Here is a 20,580-nt window from a genome sequence, read left to right as displayed (position 1 = left end):
GGTTCATATTGGTCGATATATTTTGGGCGATCAATGATTTAACCTCAGAAATTCGTGGATACGCCGCATATACTTGCGCAGCGTAATAAGGCAGGGCTATACCATCGCGGACCATGTCCCAATGAAATCCAAAGGTGGAACAATCAACATGCATGACACGGTAATTCTGGTCGGTTGCGGCAATATGGGCTTCGCCATGCTGAAAGGCTGGCTCGATAGCGGTATCCTCAAGGCGAAAGACGTGTATGTCGTGGAGCCGACCGAAGCGCTTCGTGATCGCGCTGCCGGTGCTGGCGTCCATGCCTTTGCCGATGCTGAAGCCCTCCCCGGCGATCTGAAGCCGCGCATGGTTCTCGTGGCGGTCAAGCCGCAGGTCATGGCACAGGTTCTGCCAGCCTATAAGCGCTTCGCACCCGCCGCCACTTTCGTCAGCGTTGCCGCGGGTATTCCGGTCGCCCTTTTTGAAAGCAAGCTTGGTCACGATGCAGCCGTGCTACGCTGCATGCCCAACACGCCTGCCGCCATCGGCAAGGGGATGCTCGTCACCTACAAGAACGCCAATGTGAGCGACGAGAACGAAGCCTTCGTCGCGCGCCTGCTTGAGACATCCGGCAAGGTCGCAAGTGTGGATGATGAAGCGCTTATGGACGTCGTAACCGCTGTTTCGGGTTCCGGGCCTGCCTATGTGTTCCACTTCATCGAGGCGCTGACCGATGCCGGTGTGACCGCCGGTCTGCCGCATGAAACGGCCGCACTTCTGGCCATGCAAACCGTAATGGGTGCAGGCGCGCTGGCCGATGCCAGCACGGACACGCCGTCAAAGCTGCGCGAACAGGTGACAAGCCCGAACGGCACCACCGCTGCCGCACTCGAAGTTCTGATGGGCGGCGACCGGCTCAAGACGCTGGTGGCCGAAGCCGTGGAGGCTGCCCGCAAGCGTTCGGTGGAACTGGGCAAGGCTTAAACAGACAATCGCGGCACCGCTTGGATCAACGCTTTGGTGACAGGCGTTTGCGGTGCCGCCAGCAGTTCCCGCGTCGGGCGGCATTCGACAATCCGCCCACGCTCCATCACCGCGATACGATCCGCCATTTGCGCTGCCACGGCGAGATCATGCGTGATGAAGAGATAGGCCGTCTGTTCGGCTTTCTGTATATCCCGCAGCAGGTTGAGAATGGCGCCGCGCACGGTGACATCGAGCGCCGAAACCGCCTCGTCCAGCACGATCAGCGACGGAGCAGTTGCAAGCGCCCGCGCAATCGCGACGCGCTGGCGCTGCCCACCGGAAATCTCATGGACGCCGCGCCGTGCCAGTGCTGGATCAAGCCCGACCGTTTGCAGAAGGCTGGCAATATCGCGTTTCAGCCCGTGGATGCGCAGCGGTTCGCGTAAGAGATCATAGACGTTCGCACGCGGATTGAAGGCTGAGAGCGGGTCCTGAAACACCATCTGCATGCGCGCCCGTTGCTTGCGGAGACCGGCCCCTTTGAGCGCCAGCCAGTCCTCGCCTTCAAAACGGATTGTACCGCTTGCAAGCGGGTGAAGCCGCAGCAGTGCCCGCGCCAGCGTGGACTTGCCGCTGCCAGACGGACCGACCAGCGCCAGTGTCTCGGCCGGCTGGATCGTGAGGCTGACACCATTGAGCGCAAGGGCGTCGCCATAGCGTAAAATGAGATCGTCGGCCTTCAGAATCGGATCAACCATGGGCTGCCTCCAGCACCGGCACGGCCGCAATCAGAGCCTTCGTATAATCTGTTTGTGGGTCAGAAATGATCGTTCGAGCGAGGCCAAGTTCCACCAGCACACCCCGCCGGAAAACCGCGATGCGATCCGCCAGTCCCGATGCCAACGCGATGTCATGGGTAATGAAGATCAGCGTCATCCCATCAGTGCGCACCAGTTCGCGCAGGAGAGAAACAATCTCTTTCTGCACGATGGTGTCGAGCGCGCTTGTCGGCTCATCCGCGATCAGCAGGCGCGGACCCGCGGCAATGGCGAGCGCAATTGCGATGCGCTGTTTCTGCCCGCCCGAAAACTGGTGCGGATAGCGCGAAAAACTTAGCTCCGGTTGCGGAATGTGAACCCGCTGTAAAAGGCTGACTGCTTTGGCTTTCGCTGCTGTTTTGTCGATTTTCGCATGGGCGCGAATGGTCTCGACAAGTTGCGCGCCGACCGTCATCAGCGGATCGAAGCTCGATGCCGGGTCCTGAAACACGAAGCCAATGTCGCGTCCCGGCTTCAGCCTGTCCTCCGGCCATTCCATATTGCCCGAAATGCGTGCGTTGGCTGGCAGGAGCGAGGCCAGCGCCAGCGCCAGCGTGCTTTTGCCCGAGCCGCTTTCGCCAATGATCGCCAGCGTTTCACCGCGCCGGGCATCAAGATTGATATTCTCCAGCGCCATTTCACGGCCATAGTGCACGCAAAGCTGCTCCAACCGGACGATCACCGTCATGACTGCACCTCGCGCCGGGACAAGGCGTTCGTCAGTCCCTCGCCCGCCAGATAGACGCCCACAACAGTCAATGCCAGCGCCAGCCCCGGCAGGATCGAAAGCCAGGGTGCGGAACGCAGGACCGTGCGCCCCTCGGCGATCATGCCGCCCCAGGTGACGCGGTTCGGATCGCCCAGCCCCAGAAAGGACAGAGCCGCTTCAATCAATATGGCGGAAGCGACGATCACCGGCACCAGCGCCAGAACCGGCGGCAGAGCGTTGGGCAGTATCTGGCGGAAAGCGATTTCCATCGGATGCATGCCGATGACGCGGGCGGAAGCCACGTAATCGCTTTCGCGGATTGTGAGCACCTGCCCGCGCGTGAGGCGCGCAGCCTGCGTCCAGCTTGAAAGTGCAATCGCTGCAATCAACACCGGCAGTGTCGGCCCGGCAATGCTGACCAGCGCCAATGCCAGCAGAAAGCCCGGCACGGTCTGGAAGGCTTCCGTGATCCGCATCAGGACTTCATCGACGATACCGCCCGCAAAACCGGCCAGCGTCCCGATGATGCTGCCGAGGATAATTGAGGCCAAGGCAGCAGCCAGTCCAACGCCAAGCGATGTGCGCGCACCATAGAAAAGCTCGGCCAGAACATTGCGTCCAAGCCGGTCGGTTCCGAGAATAAAATCTGTATTGTCAAAGGGCTGCAGCAGCGGCGTTGAGACAATGCTTAAAGGATCGGCGGGAAAGATGAGAGGTGCGGAAAGTGCTGCCAGTACGAGCAGCGCCAGCAGGATTGCACCTGCTAAACCCTCACCCGTTCTGAAATAACATTTCACCCCGTTCATACTCCGCCGCCTCCGGCCGCGATACGCGGATCGAGCCAGAGATAGATCAGGTCAATCAGGAAATTGACCACGATCACCATGATGGCGCTGACCAGAATGACGCCGAGCAGAAGCGGCGTGTCACGGCTTGCGACGGCCTCCTGCGCCAGCCGTCCCAGCCCCGGCACGGCGAAAACGCTTTCGATCACCACGCTGCCGCCGAGCATGGATGCGGCCTGCAGGCCCAGTACAGTGACGAGCGGCAGCAACGCGTTGCGCGCCACGTGGCGCAGGACAATGCGCGAATGCGAAATGCCCCTTGCCCGCAAGGCGCGCACGAAATCCATGCGCCATATGTCGGCCATGGCGGCGCGCATGACCCGCAAGTAAAGTGCCAGATAGATCACCGCCAGCGAAACGACCGGCAGCACCAGATGAACTGCAATGTCGCCTGCCCGCGCCAGCCCATGCTTGCCGGAAGCAATTGTTTCAATGCCGCTCGACGGCAACCAGCGCAGCCTGATTGAAAAAAGGATGACCAGCACGAGCGCCAGCCAGAAACCGGGGATCGCATAGAGGATCAGCGATGCCACGGAGAGAAACCGGTCGCGAAAGCTTCCGGGCTTTGCCCCTGCCACGATGCCAAGGAGCGACCCTGCGGCAAAAGACAAGGCAGTCGCCGCCCCCATCAGCAGAAGTGTGTTGGGCAAGCGTTCCAGTATAACGTCGAGAATGGGCCGGTTGAAACTGACGGACCAGCCAAGATTACCCTGCACAAGGGCTGCCAGATAGGCCCCGAGCCGATGCCAGACCGACTGATCCAGCCCCCAGCGCGCGCGCATTTCGTCAATCGTTGCCGCATCGCCGCCGAATGTCACGGCATAGGCGTCAACGGCATCCCCCGGCGCGCTTTCTGCCAGGAAGAAGCAGCCGACAATGACAATCAGCAGCACGATGAAGCTGCCGAGCAGTCGTTTGCGGAAAAGGGCCAGAATCTGTTTCACGATGACAGGATACAATCAATCGGAAAGGTTCGTCACTGCTCCAGCCACGTATCCGCCCAGTTGGAAACAGCCCAGCGAGGATTGTTGGAAACATTCTTCACGCGGTCACGGGCAACGGTGATGAAGCCCCATTCCGCCACGTTAATCAGTGGCAAATCTGCCTCCACCATCTGCTGGAACTGATGATAGAGCGTCGTGCGCTTTTTCTCATCGATTTCGCGTGCGGCTTTGGCGATCAGCGCGTCCAGTTCAGCATTGGCATAGCCGCCCTGATTGGAAAACGGCACGCCTGCCGGGATACCGCTTTCGACCAGAATTGTCGTGGATATGGCCGGATCGCCGCGATAAACCGTCGGTGCAATCGCCAGATCGAAGTCATGGTCGGTGTAAACCGCTTTCTGGTGCGCGGCGGAGTCATTATTGACAATACGCGCATCGATGCCGACAGCCGCAAGCGCCTGACGCAGATAATCGCCGAACTGTTTCGTTTCATTGAAATAAGGCGCAGGAAGAAGCTTGAGCGTGAAGCGCGTGCCGTCCTTGCCCCGCTTGTAACCAGCCTCGTCCAGAAGCGCATTCGCCTTCGCGACGTCGAACGGATAGGATGGCACATCATCGGTATAAAACTGGCTGTCATAACGCGGCACAGGACCGGTCGAGGTCTTGGCGTAACCGAGGAAAATCGTCTTCACCACAAAATCGCGGTCGATAGCATGAGCGATCGCCTGTCGAACCTTCAGGTCCGCCAGTTCCTTGCGGCGATGGTTGATTTCCACCACGAGCTGATAGGTCAGCGCTTCATAGCCTTTGGAGATGACCGTGAGGCCGGGAATCTTCGAGATACGGTCCAGATCGGCGAGCGGCACGGCGGAAAAGGCGGCGAGGTCGATTTCTTCGGCCTCCAGCGCGCCTGCCGCTGCGGCACGGTCCGGCAACACGCGATAGACGATCTCATCCAGATAAGGCTCACCCTCGCCCCAGTAATCGTCGTTACGCGTCAGTCGGTAATATTCGCCGGTCTTGTGTTCGGCATATTTGAACGGACCGGTTCCGACGAGCTTCTCATTGGCCGGATTGGCCATGATGTCAGTTCCTGCGAAGACATGCTTCGGCAGCACCGCGGTCAGCGCGGGCAAGGCATTGCGGATAAGCTGGAAAGGCGTCGGCTCGGAGAAATGGAAAATGGCGGTAAGGTCATCCGGCGTTTCAACCTTCTCCAGCGCCTTGAACACGACACGTCCCAGGTTTTGCAGCGGTTTCCAGACTTCCATGGCCGAAAATGCCACATCCGCCGATGTGAAAGGCGTGCCGTCATGCCATTTGACGCCTTCGCGCAGATGGAACGTCGCCGTCAGCCCGTCGGTCGAACCTTCCCAGCTCGTGGCAAGCCGCGGCGCGAGACCATTTTCACCTTCGAAAGACGCTTCCGCCAGAGGCTCGACCACCTTGCTTGCGACGAAGAAAACGCCATTGGACGCAACGATGGCCGGGTTCAGATTGCGCGGTTCTGAATCTGCGGCCACGATCAGCCGCCCGCCTTTCTGCGCCTCACCAGCCGCATTCGACCGTTGCGGCCAGACGGCGACGGCGGCCAAAGCGGTCGCCCCCGCCAGAAAAGCCCTACGCGACAGAACCAGTTGAGCCATATCCATTGCCCCGCAATCACATTTTCATTTGATGACTTTTTATACCAGTCGCCTGCAAATGACAGGAGCAAAACCTGTCACCCGAACAATAAATATCGAAAAACACTTCGTTTTCCGGCATATTTAACCGTCAAGTAAAAATAATATTTCAACAGTTTGCTAGCTTATTATTGCAGTATTTCAACCTATGCGTTTGAATTATTTTTCCGATAAAAGCTTATTTAAAAAAAATTCGCCTCTTGCCAAACAGGCCTTCTTCCGTAGATCATGGTTAATTATGTGTTGTCGTATTTCGTGAGCTTCCATTTCGACACGGCACACATAGACCACTGAAGAGCAATTCATGGCTCTTGTTAAAATGCATTTGTTTGCCCCAATTCATTCACCTGGCAACAAATGCCCCCTGAAAGCTGAACCAATAGGAAGAGAGGAAACAGAAATGTCTAGTTTGCTGCCCCCGCTTCATGACGGTCACGCACCGATCTATCTGCATCATGCATTCCAGGATGCAGTCGACGCCTATGAAGATTGGGCTCTGGAAACGACCGAGCCGTCCGTTCAGGTAAACGGCAAGGTCACACGGATCAGCGTTGTCTTCCGTCGCCTGTGGAACTGCACCGATATGGTGCCGCGCCACACGCTGGAAGCGCTGAAGGATATCGTTCCGACCGGCTTCATTCATGCCGAACACTGGAAGGAAACGCCCACATTTGCAGAAGCAGCCCGCATCATGCGCGCTGCTCTGGAAGGGCGCAAGGCACGACGGCTCCCGGTCGTGTGCTGATTTTCCTGAACCCCACAAAGGAAACGGGCGGATTTTCCGCCCGTTTTGCATTCAACTGCTGATCCTTCGACAAGCTCAGGATGAGGTTCGACAGTTCTGGATGAAGGAAGCCGAGCCTATGCAGCCACCAGCGCTTAAGAGCCTGAAACAAAAAGCTGCATGAGCGCCGGAACGCAGACAAATTGCCATTTGCAGCCACACAGGATGACTTTTGGAACAGGCTCTAAACAACAGGATCGAGCTTGCGGAACCGCACGCGGGCGCTGCGTTCGATGGCGGCAACGGTCAGCTCATCGAGCGTCCAGCGGTCACGCAACATCTGGAGGAACTCCAGCTCCTCCTGCTCCACATGCAGATCGGCGGCAGCCACTTCGACAGCCAGCGCATAGGCCGTATCGTAGAGGCGTTCCGGCAGGGCTTCATGAGCGAGGTCGAGAATCTTCTCCAGACCGTCTTCATAGGCCAGCAGCGCATAGCAATCATTGGCAAGCTGCGGCAGACGCCCGGTATCAAAACCACGGAAAACCGGCAGGCGCGTCACCACATTGCCGATGGATTCCAGCTCGGCATCGGTCATGGTGGTGTCGGCTGCAGACGTCGTAATCATGATATAGACGAGTGCATCCTGCGGGGTGATCTTTTTCATCGCGTACTCCTGCACAACAATGGCCGGAATCAAATCCAACGGCCCAAATTGGTTTGAAAGTTAGGAAGCCGCATCCCGTTGCGCAAGGAAATTCGGTCGCAACCGTTGACGGACAGTGGTTGCCGCGCCATAGAGCAGTATGCGCCTTACTTGCGCGTAAGTTTTAACGAGTAGCCCCCTTCACAGGATTGAACCATGACCTCGCACCGCCTTCCCGAAATCACGCTGACCCCGGAACTGACCGCGGCGGCTGCGGAAGCGAAAGCATGGCCTTTTGAAGAAGCGAAGAAAATCCTCAAGCGCTATGCAAAGACCGGCTTGCCGGAGACGGTGATCTTCGAGACCGGTTATGGTCCTTCCGGCCTGCCGCATATCGGCACGTTCGGCGAAGTGGCGCGCACCTCGATGGTGCGCCATGCCTTCCGCATCCTGACCGAAGACAAGGTCAAGACGCGCCTGATCTGCTTTTCGGACGATCTCGACGGCATGCGCAAGATTCCGGACAATGTGCCGGACAAGGCAGCTCTTGAGCCCTATCTGCAAATGCCGCTTTCGACCGTTCCGAACCCGTTCGGCGGCGACTACAAGAGCTTTGCGGATCACAACAACGCCATGCTGTGCCGCTTCCTCGACACTTTCGGCTTCGATTACGAATTCGCCAGCGCGACCGAATATTACAAGTCCGGCAAGTTCGACGCCGTGCTTCTCAAGGCCGTCGAGCGCTATGACGACATCATGAAGGTGATGCTGCCGACGCTCGGCGAAGAGCGCCAGGCAACCTACAGCCCGTTCCTGCCGATCTCGCCGAAGTCCGGCCGCGTGCTTTACGTGCCAATGAAGAGCGTGGATGCCAAGGCTGGCACCATCACCTTCGACGATGAGGACGGCGTTGAAACCACGCTGTCCGTCACAGGTGGCAAGGTGAAGCTGCAATGGAAGCCCGATTTCGGCATGCGCTGGGCAGCGCTCGGCGTCGATTTCGAAATGTTCGGCAAGGACCACCAGACCAATGCGGGCGTTTATGACCGCATTTGCGAAATCCTCGGCGGTCGCGCGCCGGAACATTTCGTCTATGAACTGTTCCTCGACCAGCTTGGCCAGAAGATTTCCAAGTCCAAGGGCAACGGCATTTCCATCGATGAATGGCTGGCCTATGCGCCGACCGAAAGTCTTGCACTTTACAATTTCCAGAAGCCGAAGACCGCCAAGCGGCTTTACTTCGATGTCATCCCGAAGGCGGTGGACGAATATTTCGCCCATCTTTCGGTCTATCACCGCCAAGGAAACATGGAGTGGAAGGACCGGCTGAACAATCCGGTCTGGCATATTCATTACGGCAACCCGCCGAAGGTGAACCTGCCGGTTACATTCGCGCTGATGCTCAATCTGGTCAGTGCATCGAATGCCGAAAATCCGGCTGTGCTGTGGGGTTTCATCTCGCGCCACGTGCCGGGCGTTACGCCGGAAAACAATCCGGAGCTCGACGCGCTCGTCGGCTATGCGATCCGTTACTTCAACGATTTCGTGAAGCCGACCAAGCAGTTCCGCGCGCCTGACGATGTAGAACGCGCAGCGCTCGAAGCTCTGGATGCCAAGCTTTCAACGCTACCTGCCGGCAGCGATGGCAACGACATCCAGAATGCCATTCTCGACGTTGCCCGCGCCATTGAGCGTTATCAGGACCACACCAAGAAGAGCCCGGAAGGCGGTCCCGGCGTTTCGGTTTCCTTCTTCCAGATGCTCTATGAAGTGCTGATTGGTCAGGAACGCGGACCGCGCTTCGGTTCCTTCGTCGCGCTCTACGGCATCAAAGAAACCCGCGCGCTGATCAAGAAGGCTCTGGCTGGCGAACTGGCGTAAGCTTCAAGATACGGAACGAAAAAGCCCCGCATCGAGCGGGGCTTTTTTCATTTCAGGACCGGAATTACCACAAGAGGTGTCGTTTTTTTCATTGTGCAGGCGGCGCAGGCGGAAACTCACCCTGCGGCTGTGGGGACGGCGAAGACGGCTGCGGCTCCGTTTCAGGGGCCAGCGGCGAAGGATTATCCATCATATTGCCGCTATCCGGCTCCGGATTGGGCAGCGACGTATCAGGCTTGTCGCCGAAGATGCCGAGGCGAGCCTCCACAGCCTTGCGGCCCGCTTCGTCATAGGCACCGCCCGGAACAGCCTTCGCCCAGCCATTGGCGACGAGCCATGCGGCTGCATCTTCATTGCCCAGCGTGCATTCGGTTGCGACTGCCGCACCGCTGTCGTTTTCAGGCAGGCGGCACATGACGGCACGGGAGCGCAGCCATTGCCGGAAGGCAGTGCGCGCCTGCATGCCGCATGGCCAGCTTTCGCCGGAAGCCGTCTGGCATGTCTGTTCCACCGGCACGATTTCAATGCCCTGCAGCTCGATCATGCGGCCCTGGCTTTCCAGCCGTCCGGCCGCCACCGCGACAGGGCGCTGCAAAAGCTGCATCTGTTCGCCCGCATCGACAGGTGTGGCCGGTGCAGGCGGCTCTGGCGGCTTCGGCGTGGATGCAAGACCGAGATCACTCAGCGGCGGACGCGGTGCCTCGCGTTGCATGTCACTTTTATTGGATTGATCGTTAGCCTTGCCGTTTTCCGGCGATGCAGGCGACTGCCCTTCAGCGGGTGCGACCTCGCCCGGCTGCGGTGAGGTCCCCTCCGGTGCATTGCCCGTTTCAGGCTGTGTTCCCGGTTCATTATAGTCGAACTGTTCGACAACGATGCCATTACCTGCACCAGAGCCGGTCTGTGCGTCACCGGAATTGATGACGACGACAGGCCGATCCAGCGCGCCATAGAACGGCGCCACGAAGGCTGCGACCAGAACTGCACCTGTTATGCCAGCCAGACCGCCGAAAACGGCACGTGCATGGCTTCTGTCCTGCGATTGCGCCATTACTGGCTCGCCCACAAAATGCGGGCGACCCATTCGATATCCTTCGACTCGAAGATGCGGTTCGGATGTTCGGGATTGAGCGAGTGAAGCTCAATGGTTCGCGGCGTCTGGCGATGCAGAATCTTGGCCATCACTTCTCCATCTTTCGTTCGCACCACCACGCGATCGCCCCGGCGAATGGCGGTATTGGGTGCAACGATCAGCGTATCGCCATCACGGTAAAGGGGCAACATCGAGTCCCCCGAAACCTCCAGCGCATACACACCTTCCCCCGATCCGGCGGGAAACTCCACAATGTCCCAGCCTTGCCCCGCCGGGAAACCGGCATCGTCGAAATAGCCGCCCGCACCGGCTTCAGCCATGCCGAGCAATGGAATGGACTGCATGTCCTGCGTATATTCGCCGAATTGCGGCGTGCGGTTTTCGCCCTGAATGAGCCGCGTGAACTCATCGAAGCTCGAGCCGGTTGCTTCCATCACCTTGGCGAGCGATTCCGTCGAAGGCCAGCGCGCACGCCCGTCGGAAGCATAGCGCTTGGATTTGTTAAAGGTCGTTGGGTCCAGCCCTGCCCGGCGCGCCAGCCCGGACGCACTCAGGGAATGACGTTCAGCCAGAGCATCAATGGCCGCCCACACGCTCTCGTGAGAAAACATAGTCATGATCCGCCACGTAGGTTCCAACATATCTTCCTGAACAGTCCCCATCAGGAAAGATATGCTTCAAAGGATTTTAAACCTAATTTCCGTCCCATCTTCGGCTTCAACCTACCGAAAAAGCGATAATTACGCAAGACGGCTGAATTAACAGGGAAAATTTTCTTATTTTCAGGCTATGACATTTCAGCAAAAGCGGAACGCGCAAATAAAAAGCGCGGCATGAAACATGCCGCGCCTGATGATTTTGCGAAGGAGGGATGTTTACGCTGCCTTCTTCGTCTCCGTCTTGTACGGGTTGAAGCGCTGATAGAAGCTTTCGCCGTTCTCGGCCATGTCGAGCAGAAGCTTCGGCGCCTTGAACTGCTGGCCGTATTTCTTCTGCAACTCCTTGGCAAGCTTGACGAATTTCTTCGCGCCCATGCCATCGATATAAGACAGCGTACCACCTGTATAAGGCGCAAAACCGAAGGCGAGAATGGAGCCGACATCGGCTTCACGCGGATCGGTGACAATGCCTTCTTCCATCACGCGGGCAGCTTCCAGAGCGATGGTGACGAGGAAGCGTTCCTTCAGCTCCTTCACATCGATCTTGTCGGGGTCCTGCTGCGGATAGAGATCCTTGAGACCAGCCCAGAGATGCTTCTTGGCAGGTTTGGCCGGATATTCGTAGAATCCCTTGCCATTCTTGCGGCCCTTGCGGTCGAACTCGTTGACGAGCCTGTCCACCAGCTCGACATGGCGCGGATCGACAGCTTTTTCGCCAAGATCGGCAAGCGTTGCCTTGAGGATTTTCTGCGAGAGATCGATAGCGGTTTCGTCATTGAGCGCCAGCGGACCAACGGGCATACCGGCCATGCGGGCGGCATTTTCGATCATCGCAGCCGGAACGCCTTCAACCAGCATGTTGTAAGCTTCCGACATATAGCGCAGCACGCAACGATTGACGTAGAAGCCCCGTGTGTCGTTGACGACAATCGGCGTCTTCTTGATTGCGCGTACATAATCAAGGGCTACGGCCAAAGCCTTGTCGGATGTCTTCTTGCCGAGAATGACTTCCACCAGCATCATCTTATCAACAGGCGAGAAGAAGTGGATGCCGATGAAGTTTTTCGGACGCTTCGAGACCTTGGCAAGACCGCTGATCGGCAGGGTCGAGGTGTTCGACGCGAAGATCGCCGAAGACTTCAGCACTTCCTCGGCCTTCTCGGTCGCAACGCGCTTGACGTCGCGGTCTTCAAACACGGCTTCGATCACCAGATCGGCACCGTCGAGTTCAGCATAGTCAGGCGTTGCGGTGATGAGCGACAGGAGCTTTTCCTTGTCGGCCTCGGTGGCACGGCCCTTCTGCATTTCCTTGGTCACGAGATCAGCCGTATGGGCCTTGCCCTTGTCGGCGGCTTCCTGATCGCGGTCGATCAGCACAACCGGAATGCCCGCCTTGGCGGTCACATAGGCAATGCCCGCACCCATGAAACCAGCGCCAATGACGCCGATCTTCTTGAGCTTGGTCGGCTTTTCATCCGCCGGGCGGCGTGCGCCCTTGTTCAGTTCCTGCAACGACACGAACAGCGAGCGGATCATCATGCCGGCTTCGGTCGTCTGGAGGATTTCGGTGAAATAGCGCTGCTCTATTCTGAGGCCAGTATCGAATGGCACCAGAAGACCTTCATAAACCGACTTCAGGATAGCGAGCGCCGCCGGGTAATTGCCCGATGTTTCGCGACGCAGAATGGCAGTCGCAGCAGGCCAGAGATTGGCACCGGCAGCCGAGTAGATCGCGCCGCCCGGAAGCTTGAAGCCCTTTTCATCCCATGGCTGAACCGGCTTGAGGCCGCCCTTGATGAGCTTCTTTGCGGTTTCAACCAGCTTCTTGGCCGGTGCAACTTCCGTGACGAGACCCATTGCCTTGGCTCGCTGCGCGGTCAAGCTGGAGCCGGTCGTCATCATCTGAAGCGCGTCCTGCTGGTTGGCAAGGCGCGGAACGCGCTGCGTGCCGCCAGCGCCCGGAAACAGGCCGACCTTCACTTCCGGCAGCGCCAGCTTCACACCCGGCGCATCGGATGCCACCCGCGCATGGCAGGAAAGCGACATTTCAAACGCGCCGCCCATACAGGTGCCGTTGATCGCCGAAACCCACGGCTTGCCACAGGTTTCAAGCTTGCGGAAAAGACCGCTCATCTTGCCGACATTGTCGAACAGGGCCTGGACCGCACCTTGTGGGTCCTTGGCCTTCTGCTTCTGGAACTCCTTGAACATGCCTTCCAGCATGGTCAGGTCGGCGCCACCGGAGAAGCTCTCCTTGCCCGACGTGATGACCACGCCCTTAACCTTTTCGTCGGCAGTCGTCGCGTCGATGATGGCGTTCAATTCCTGCATCGCCTCGACGGTGAAAACATTCATCGACTTTTCAGGCATGTCCCAGGTAACGAGAGCGATGCCATCGACGTCGGTTTCAACTTTGAAATTCGTGTAAGCCATTCGTAGAACCTCCCTCGCCTTAAACGCGCTCGATGATTGTCGCCGTGCCCATGCCGGCACCGATGCACAAGGTCACCAGCGCGGTGTTGAGATCGCGGCGTTCCAGCTCATCCAGCACCGTACCGAGGATCATCGCGCCGGTTGCACCGAGCGGATGGCCCATGGCAATCGCGCCGCCATTGACGTTGATCTTGTCGTGCGGAATATCAAAGGCCTGCATGTAGCGCAGGACCACAGCGGCGAAAGCTTCGTTGAGCTCGAACAGGTCGATGTCCGAGATTTTCATCTTCGCCTGCTTGAGAAGCTTCTCCGTCACATCGACCGGGCCGGTCAGCATGAGCGCCGGTTCGGAACCGATATTCGCAAAAGCACGAATGCGCGCACGCGGCTTGATGTCGAAGGCCTTGCCAGCCTTCCTGGAGCCAACCAGAACGCCAGCCGCACCATCGACAATGCCCGATGAATTACCGGCATGGTGGACGTGATTGACGGTTTCGATTTCCGGATGAGCCTGAATGCCGACAGCATTGAAGCCGCCCATTTCGCCCGGCATCACAAAGGACGGGTTCAACTGTCCAAGCGCCTGCATATCGGTCGTCGGGCGCATATGTTCATCATGGTCGAGAATGGTCAGGCCGTTCTGATCCTTGATCGAAATGACCGAATTCTTGAAATAGCCCTTTTCCCACGACTTGGCGGCGCGCTTCTGGCTTTCGACAGCATAGGCATCGACATCGTCGCGGCTGAAACCATATTTCGTGGCGATCAGATCGGCAGACACGCCCTGCGGCATGAAATAGCCCGGGAAGCCGACCGATGGGTCCATGTACCAGGCGCCGCCCGACATGCCCATGCCGACGCGCGACATGCTTTCAACGCCGCCAGCAACCACCAGTTCGTCGGCACCGAAGGCAACCTTTGCGGCAGCCAGATTGATGGCATCGAGACCGGAAGCGCAGAAGCGCGAAATCTGGATGCCCGGGGCCTTGAAGTCGTAACCGGCTTCGAAAGCGGCGGAGCGTGGAATGACAGCGCCAGCTTCGCCGACCGGATCGACACAGCCAAAAATAATGTCATCGACCTTTGCAGTATCGATGCCGTTGCGGTCGCGCAGGGATTCCAGAACCTTCGCGCCCAGACGCACGGCAGGCACTTCGTGCAGGCTGCCATCCTTCTTGCCACGTCCGCGCGGTGTGCGCACGTGATCGTAAATATAAGCCTCAGCCATGTTGACTCCTTCCCGCTAAATTCGAAATTTAGCTCAATCCCTAACTCAGAATGTGTCCGCGTTGAGCGCCATCATCGAATCCGCACCCGACTGGATGCGTGCGAGATGTGCTGCGCTTTCCGGCATGATCCGCTCGAAATAATAGCGTGCAGTGACAAGCTTGGCTTCGAAGAAAGCCTTGTTGCCTTCACCACTGCCAAGCTTTTCTTCGGCGATCTTGGCCATGCGCGCCCACATGAAGCCGAGCGCCACCAGACCGAAGAGATGCATATAGTCATTGGAGGCTGCACCGGCATTGTCGGGCTTGGCCATCGCATTCTGCATCAGCCACATGGTGGCGGCCTGAAGATCGTTGAGGCCCTTCTTCAGATGCTTGGTGAAGAAGGAAAGCTTTTCGTTCTCGCGATTGGCTTCGCAGAATTCGCCCACTTCCTTGAAGAAGGCGGTAACCGCGCGACCGCCATTCAGCGCCAGCTTGCGACCGACGAGATCGAGCGCCTGAATGCCGTTTGCGCCTTCATAAATCATGGCGATACGCGCATCGCGCACATACTGGCTCATGCCGTGTTCTTCGATATAACCGTGACCGCCGAAGACCTGCTGCGCCATGACGGCGTGTTCAAAACCCTTGTCGGTCAGAACGCCTTTCAGAACCGGCGTCAGAAGTCCGACGAGGTCGTCTGCTGCCTGACGTTCCGCTTCATCGCCTGCACGATGGGCAATATCGGAATTGAGCGCCGTCCAGAGGATAAGCGCGCGACCGGCTTCGTTGAAAGCGCGGATGTTCATGAGGTTGCGGCGAATATCCGGATGCACGATGATCGGATCGGCCTTCTTGTCCGGTGCTGCGGCACCGGAAAGCGCACGACCCTGAATGCGCTCACGCGCATAGATAGCAGCATTCTGGTAAGCGGTTTCGGCGATCGAAAGACCCTGAAGCGCCACACCAAGACGCGCTTCGTTCATCATCGTGAACATGGCGCGCAGGCCCTTATGCGCCTCGCCGATCAGGAAGCCCTTTGCCTCGTCATAATTCATGACGCAGGTGGCATTGCCGTGAATGCCCATCTTTTCTTCAATGGAACCGCAGGAAACGCCATTGCGCTCGCCCGGATTGCCTTCCGCGTCAAGAATGAACTTCGGCACGATGAACAGCGAAATGCCCTTCACGCCTTCCGGCGCACCGTCGATACGGGCCAGCACCAGATGGATGATGTTTTCCGACATATCGTGTTCGCCAGCCGAGATGAAAATCTTCTGGCCGGAAATCTTGTAGCTGCCGTCTTGCTGTGGCGTGGCGCTGGTGCGCAGCAGCCCCAGATCCGTACCGCAATGCGGTTCTGTCAGGTTCATGGTGCCGGTCCAGGTGCCTTCCACCATCTTCGGCAGATAGGTATCCTTCTGCTCATCGGTGCCGTGGGTCAGGATCGCGGCAATCGCGCCCTGTGTCAGGCCCGGATACATGGTGAGCGCCATATTGGCCGACGACATATATTCGCCGACAGCCGTGTGCAGGAGATAGGGAAGCCCCTGCCCGCCATATTGTTCGGGCACGGCGAGACCAAGCCAGCCGCCTTCACGATACAGATCATAAGCCTGCTTGTAGCCTTTCGGCGTCGTCACCGAACCGTCCGAATGACGCTTGCAGCCTTCGCGATCAGCCGTCTGGTTGACCGGAAACAGGGTGCCTTCGGCGAGCTTCGCGCCTTCAGACAGGATTGCCTCGACGACATCGGGCGACGCGTCGGCAAAGCCCGGCAGGTTGTTGTAGCGCTGATAATTCAGAACGTCGTTGAGAACGAAATTGGTATCCTCAACTGGCGCGCGATAGCTCGGCATAGAAATCCTCCAAATTCACCACCTGAGCCGTTCCGCGATGGCTGGAACGAGCCCGTAACCGCGTTTCATGCCTGCATGCCACATTATAGCAAAACGTTGTGACAGCGCGCATGTTGCAACAAAAAGGGATGATTTTCTGCGAAAATAGCCATTTTTGCTGCTTTTTTGACTGAGCGTCTCACGGAATCCGCACTCACCCGGTCAATTCCGGATCGAAGCTAACCTACTTTGACGTTTCCGTAAACGTCAAAAATTACACAAGTTCGTGCAGGATGGGGAAATGCTGCTGTAATCGCCGCATCGCGTTGATTTCCTACACTGCTTGCCGCCCGGCAATGCCTGTTCTCCTCCGGCAATGAAAGCTTCTTTCCGGCAGCAATACCCAGCGACCTGAAACCGTTGCAGCTGGCGGCCCGCCTAATTCAGATCAAATAATGATGTAAAGATATAAACATTTCTTTATGTGATATTGACACTCGCACGCAATTGCGACAGACTAGATTTTGTCGTGGTTCTTCACCGGAATGATCCGGTGAAGCTAAGAGGGAACCCGGTGCGCCTTATGGCAAGGCCGGAGCTGCCCCCGCAACTGTAAGCGGCTAGCCGATATTCATAATGCCACTGGTGCAAATCCGGGAAGGCGAATAGAGGCGATGACCCGTAAGCCAGGAGACCTGCCCCGACATATATCGTCCATGGGCGGGGTGTCCTGATGTGTCGCATTTACAGCCAGCTTCCTGAGGCCGGTTTGTGTCACACACATTCAAATGACCTCGCCCCAACTTGTATCGGGGTTATGCAGTCATGTCTAAAGCTACCATCACAACAGCCACCTTGGGCGTACCGCGCATCGGTCGGCGCCGCGAATTGAAATTCGCGCTTGAAGCCTATTGGGCCGGGAAATCATCTGAAACGGAGTTGCTGACCATCGCCAGTGCCTTGCGCGCCGCCAACTGGAAAGAGCAACGCGATCAGGGCATCGTGAAAATTCCGTCCAACGACTTTTCGCTTTACGACCACGTGTTGGATATGGTGGTCACGGTCGGCGCAATTCCGGCTCGTTACGGGTGGAACGGCGGCGAAGTCTCACTCGACACCTATTTCGCGATGGCGCGCGGAAGTCAGGGGGAAGTGGCTTCCTGCGGGCATGCCCATCATGGCCATGGCACAACAGCGATGGAAATGACCAAGTGGTTCGACACAAATTATCACTACATGGTCCCGGAACTCTCCGACGATCAGGAATTCAGGCTTTCCAGCACCAGGATTATTGATCATTTTCTGGAAGCCAAGGCTTTGGGCATTCACACGCGCCCTGTCATTCTAGGCCCGGTGACATTCCTGAAGCTTGCAAAATCGACTTCCGAAGGCTTCAATGCCATAGCACTTTTGCCAAAGCTTCTGCCTGTCTACGAACAATTGCTGCGAGAACTTGCAGTCGCAGGCGCCGATTGGGTGCAGATCGATGAACCGGCACTCGTACTCGATCTCATTCCTAACGAGCTGGCTGCATTCGAACTCGCCTATAAGCGTTTGACGTCAGTATCCGGACCAAAGATTCTGCTCGCAACCTATTTTGGAGCGCTGGGTGCCAACCTCGATACCGCCATATCCCTGCCAGTGGCCGGCCTGCATGTCGATCTTGCCCGTGCACCGAAGCAACTTTCCGAAGTCGTATCGAAACTCGCTCCGGAAAAAGTCCTTTCTCTCGGCGTGATCGACGGTCGCAATATCTGGCGCACGGACCTCGTTTCGATCATTAACGAGGTGCAGCCGGTCGTTGAGCAACGTGGCCCGCAATCCGTTGAAATCGCGCCTTCCTGCTCGCTGCTTCATGTACCGATCGACCTGACGCTTGAAGCCGATCTCGACGCCGATCTGAAGAACTGGCTGGCCTTTGCAGCCCAGAAGTTTGAAGAACTGGCCGTTCTGGGACAGGCATTGACATCCGGGAAAAGTACAGTTCTGCCACAGCTCAAGGCCGCAAGCGAGGCCATCGCAGCGCGTGCAGCGTCGGCCAAGGTTCACAACAAGGTCGTTGAACAGCGCGTTGCATCTGTTGAAAGCAGTATGAAGAAGCGTACCAGCGCTTTTGGCAAACGCCAGAGGTTGCAGAGTGACAGGCTTGGCCTGCCGCGCTTTCCCACCACGACAATCGGTTCTTTCCCACAGACCGCTGAGGTCCGCAGAGCCCGCGCCTCTCACAACAAGGGAGAAATCAGCGACAGCGACTATGAAACCTTTATTCGCAGGGCCACCGAAGCGGCCATCCGCTGGCAGGAAGAAATCGATCTCGATGTTCTGGTTCATGGCGAGTTCGAACGAAACGACATGGTGCAGTACTTTGGCGAAAAGCTATCGGGCTTCGCTTTCACCAAACATGCATGGGTTCAAAGCTACGGATCGCGCTACGTTCGCCCGCCGATCATCTTCGGAGACGTTTCGCGCCCCGAACCGATGACCGTCGGATGGTGGAAATATGCCCAGTCCCTGACCTCACGCCCCGTCAAGGGCATGCTGACGGGTCCTGTGACGATCCTGAACTGGTCTTTCGTTCGTGACGATATTCCACGCGCTGAAACCTGCCGCCAGATCGCATTTGCCATCCGCGACGAGGTGATCGATCTTGAAAAGGCCGGAGCGGCTATGATCCAGATCGATGAGGCTGCCTTGCGCGAGGGGCTTCCATTGCGCCGCCCGGACTGGAAAAACTATCTCGACTGGGCGGTCGAATGCTTCCGCATCTGTTCGAGCGGCGTTTCTGACAAGACACAGATTCACACGCATATGTGCTATTCGGAATTCAACGACATTATCGATGCGATTGCGGATATGGATGCAGACGTGATTTCGATCGAGACGTCACGCTCGCGCATGGAATTGCTCGATGCTTTCAAGTCGTTCAAATATCCGAATGAGATCGGACCGGGCGTCTATGACATCCATTCGCCGCGTGTACCGGAAGTGTCTGAAATGACGAACCTGCTTTCGCTCGCTCGCCAACGACTTTCGGACGGTCAACTCTGGGTTAATCCGGATTGCGGTTTGAAGACACGCAAATGGGAAGAAGTCCGCCCGGCTCTTGTCAATATGGTGGCCGCTGCAAAGGCTCTCCGCGCACAGGCATAAGCTCAAAACGATCCCTCGTGCCGATCCGCCGGTACGAGGGCCTCACTATATTCGTTCGACGTCCGCAAAAACCGCCGGAGCATTTTCGATCCGGCGGCCTGTCTGGACGGTTTTAAAATCCGAAATTTCGGGAATTATGTTACGCAGCAGAAGAGGTCGCAGGTGCGGAAGCGACCGGGGTTCTCGACCGTGCGGGAGCAACCTTCTTCTTCGGCTTCGGCAGCAAACCTTCGCGCTGTGCCCGCTTTTTCGCATCCTTGCGCGCACGGCGAATAGCCTCACCCTTCTCACGCGCGCGCTTCTCCGAAGGCTTTTCATAAGCCCTGCGTTCTTTCAGTTCGCGGAGAATTCCCTCGCGCTGCATCTTCTTCTTGAGCACACGCAGCGCCTGATCAACATTATTATCTCTTACCAGTACTTGCAATTTAGCTCCTTTCCTGGCCGCACAGAAACCGATAAAATGTAATTATTTCATCGTGCTGGCTACGACCTGCCTCTATTCATTCGTTTTGCACGATTGCACAATACAGCTATGGGACCGGCTATAATGCGAGCCTATCGCGCTCAAGGCGCGCAGCTTTCAATCGTTCGGTCTTGGCATCCACCGCAGCTTTTTCATGCTTCAGGATAGCCTTTGCCGTCTTGTCGGTTATGGCGCTCTTGGCTTCCATACGCGAAAGCGGCTTCTTGAACAGCGTATCCTCGGTCAGTCCTGCCGATTTTTGTTCGAGCATTCTACTTACTCCCGATGAAGAGTCGCTTCACACTTTTGGAGCGGCTCTGGTTAAAGCGGAGTCGTTGGAACCACTCTATCCATTTGTTTTTACGCATGTCTTTGTCCCGAAACCGGTTCCCACCTTCGGGAGACATGCTCTAGGGTCCAGACTCAATTGATCCACCATGTGACGATGGCGGCGATGTAGCAGGTTGCTGCGAAGTTAATCATGAGCTTGTCATATCGTGTCGCGACACGCCTCCAGTCCTTGAGGCGGCAGAAGGTG

General features: G+C 57.4%; 17 protein-coding genes, 1 pseudogene and 1 riboswitch. Of the genes and pseudogenes, 4 read left to right on the top strand and 14 right to left on the bottom strand.

Annotated elements, in window-relative coordinates; all coding sequences use genetic code 11:
* Positions 1 to 148: 148 nt before the first annotated feature.
* Complete coding sequence (proC, locus tag F9K91_RS20545) at positions 149 to 964, top strand: pyrroline-5-carboxylate reductase (protein ID WP_061346923.1); 816 nt, start codon at positions 149 to 151, stop codon at positions 962 to 964.
* Here the strand turns inward: proC and F9K91_RS20540 are convergent.
* From F9K91_RS20540 to F9K91_RS20520, 5 genes are read right to left on the bottom strand one after another with little or no spacing between them, the layout of a single operon-like run.
* Entirely contained in the window at positions 961 to 1,704 is a 744-nt protein-coding gene (locus F9K91_RS20540; RefSeq protein ID WP_151555615.1) for an ABC transporter ATP-binding protein, read from the bottom strand. The two genes, proC and F9K91_RS20540, sit on opposite strands and share 4 nt — an antisense overlap.
* Positions 1,697 to 2,452, bottom strand: a complete 756-nt coding sequence (locus F9K91_RS20535) for an ATP-binding cassette domain-containing protein (RefSeq protein WP_151555614.1) — start codon at positions 2,450 to 2,452, stop codon at positions 1,697 to 1,699. Before F9K91_RS20535 ends, F9K91_RS20540 begins: the two co-directional genes overlap by 8 nt.
* On the bottom strand, positions 2,449 to 3,279 hold the full coding sequence (locus F9K91_RS20530) for an ABC transporter permease (protein ID WP_151555613.1): 831 nt from the start codon (positions 3,277 to 3,279) through the stop codon (positions 2,449 to 2,451). The genes F9K91_RS20535 and F9K91_RS20530 overlap by 4 nt, the downstream gene beginning before the upstream one ends.
* Positions 3,276 to 4,277 (bottom strand): ABC transporter permease, encoded by a 1,002-nt coding sequence (locus F9K91_RS20525; RefSeq protein WP_151678603.1) that lies wholly within the window; start codon positions 4,275 to 4,277, stop codon positions 3,276 to 3,278. The genes F9K91_RS20530 and F9K91_RS20525 overlap by 4 nt, the downstream gene beginning before the upstream one ends.
* Before the next feature lie 17 nt (positions 4,278 to 4,294).
* Positions 4,295 to 5,908 carry an ABC transporter substrate-binding protein gene (locus F9K91_RS20520; RefSeq protein ID WP_151678602.1) on the bottom strand — a complete coding sequence of 538 codons (1,614 nt, stop codon included), beginning with the start codon at positions 5,906 to 5,908 and terminating at the stop codon, positions 4,295 to 4,297.
* Between the two features lie 439 nt (positions 5,909 to 6,347).
* Here F9K91_RS20520 and F9K91_RS20515 point away from each other — a divergent pair, with 439 nt between their 5' ends.
* Positions 6,348 to 6,692 carry a BRA0787 family protein gene (locus tag F9K91_RS20515; RefSeq protein WP_151555610.1) on the top strand — a complete coding sequence of 115 codons (345 nt, stop codon included), beginning with the start codon at positions 6,348 to 6,350 and terminating at the stop codon, positions 6,690 to 6,692.
* 223 nt (positions 6,693 to 6,915) lie between these two features.
* Here the strand turns inward: F9K91_RS20515 and F9K91_RS20510 are convergent, their stop codons facing one another.
* Positions 6,916 to 7,338, bottom strand: a complete 423-nt coding sequence (locus F9K91_RS20510; RefSeq protein WP_061346917.1) for a tellurite resistance TerB family protein — start codon at positions 7,336 to 7,338, stop codon at positions 6,916 to 6,918.
* A 195-nt stretch (positions 7,339 to 7,533) separates the two neighbouring features.
* Here F9K91_RS20510 and F9K91_RS20505 point away from each other — a divergent pair, with 195 nt between their 5' ends.
* Positions 7,534 to 9,198: a lysine--tRNA ligase gene (locus F9K91_RS20505; protein ID WP_151678601.1), complete on the top strand. Its 1,665-nt coding sequence runs from the start codon at positions 7,534 to 7,536 to the stop codon at positions 9,196 to 9,198.
* Between the two features lie 88 nt (positions 9,199 to 9,286).
* Here F9K91_RS20505 and F9K91_RS20500 read toward each other — a convergent pair whose 3' ends face one another.
* From F9K91_RS20500 to F9K91_RS20480, 5 genes are all read right to left on the bottom strand, one after another.
* Positions 9,287 to 10,249 (bottom strand): thermonuclease family protein, encoded by a 963-nt coding sequence (locus tag F9K91_RS20500; protein WP_151678624.1) that lies wholly within the window; start codon positions 10,247 to 10,249, stop codon positions 9,287 to 9,289.
* Positions 10,249 to 10,902 (bottom strand): S24 family peptidase, encoded by a 654-nt coding sequence (locus F9K91_RS20495; RefSeq protein WP_061346914.1) that lies wholly within the window; start codon positions 10,900 to 10,902, stop codon positions 10,249 to 10,251. Before F9K91_RS20495 ends, F9K91_RS20500 begins: the two co-directional genes overlap by 1 nt.
* Before the next feature lie 264 nt (positions 10,903 to 11,166).
* Positions 11,167 to 13,383 (bottom strand): FAD-dependent oxidoreductase, encoded by a 2,217-nt coding sequence (locus F9K91_RS20490; protein WP_151678600.1) that lies wholly within the window; start codon positions 13,381 to 13,383, stop codon positions 11,167 to 11,169.
* Between the two features lie 19 nt (positions 13,384 to 13,402).
* Positions 13,403 to 14,611, bottom strand: a complete 1,209-nt coding sequence (locus tag F9K91_RS20485; protein ID WP_151678599.1) for an acetyl-CoA C-acetyltransferase — start codon at positions 14,609 to 14,611, stop codon at positions 13,403 to 13,405.
* 45 nt (positions 14,612 to 14,656) lie between these two features.
* A complete protein-coding gene (locus F9K91_RS20480; RefSeq protein ID WP_151678598.1) occupies positions 14,657 to 16,450 on the bottom strand; it encodes an acyl-CoA dehydrogenase C-terminal domain-containing protein in 1,794 nt (597 codons plus the stop codon).
* 492 nt (positions 16,451 to 16,942) lie between these two features.
* Positions 16,943 to 17,146: riboswitch (cobalamin riboswitch) on the top strand.
* A 108-nt stretch (positions 17,147 to 17,254) separates the two neighbouring features.
* Between F9K91_RS20480 and metE the strand changes: the two genes are divergently transcribed.
* Positions 17,255 to 19,579 (top strand): 5-methyltetrahydropteroyltriglutamate--homocysteine S-methyltransferase, encoded by a 2,325-nt coding sequence (gene metE, locus F9K91_RS20475; protein ID WP_151678597.1) that lies wholly within the window; start codon positions 17,255 to 17,257, stop codon positions 19,577 to 19,579.
* Between the two features lie 139 nt (positions 19,580 to 19,718).
* Here metE and rpsU read toward each other — a convergent pair whose 3' ends face one another.
* The 3 genes and pseudogenes from rpsU to F9K91_RS20460 form a co-directional block, all read right to left on the bottom strand.
* Positions 19,719 to 20,003: a 30S ribosomal protein S21 gene (gene rpsU, locus F9K91_RS20470; RefSeq protein WP_061346909.1), complete on the bottom strand. Its 285-nt coding sequence runs from the start codon at positions 20,001 to 20,003 to the stop codon at positions 19,719 to 19,721.
* 118 nt (positions 20,004 to 20,121) lie between these two features.
* The gene (locus tag F9K91_RS20465) at positions 20,122 to 20,313 is read right to left on the bottom strand and encodes a hypothetical protein (RefSeq protein ID WP_151555603.1); all 192 of its coding nucleotides are present in this window, start codon (positions 20,311 to 20,313) and stop codon (positions 20,122 to 20,124) included.
* 152 nt (positions 20,314 to 20,465) lie between these two features.
* Positions 20,466 to 20,580 (bottom strand): annotated as a pseudogene (locus F9K91_RS20460) (IS5/IS1182 family transposase); the annotation flags it as partial.

This window comes from Brucella tritici (assembly GCF_008932295.1).
Taxonomy (GTDB): Bacteria; Pseudomonadota; Alphaproteobacteria; order Rhizobiales; family Rhizobiaceae; genus Brucella; species Brucella tritici.
This window is presented reverse-complemented; position numbering and strand designations above follow the sequence as displayed.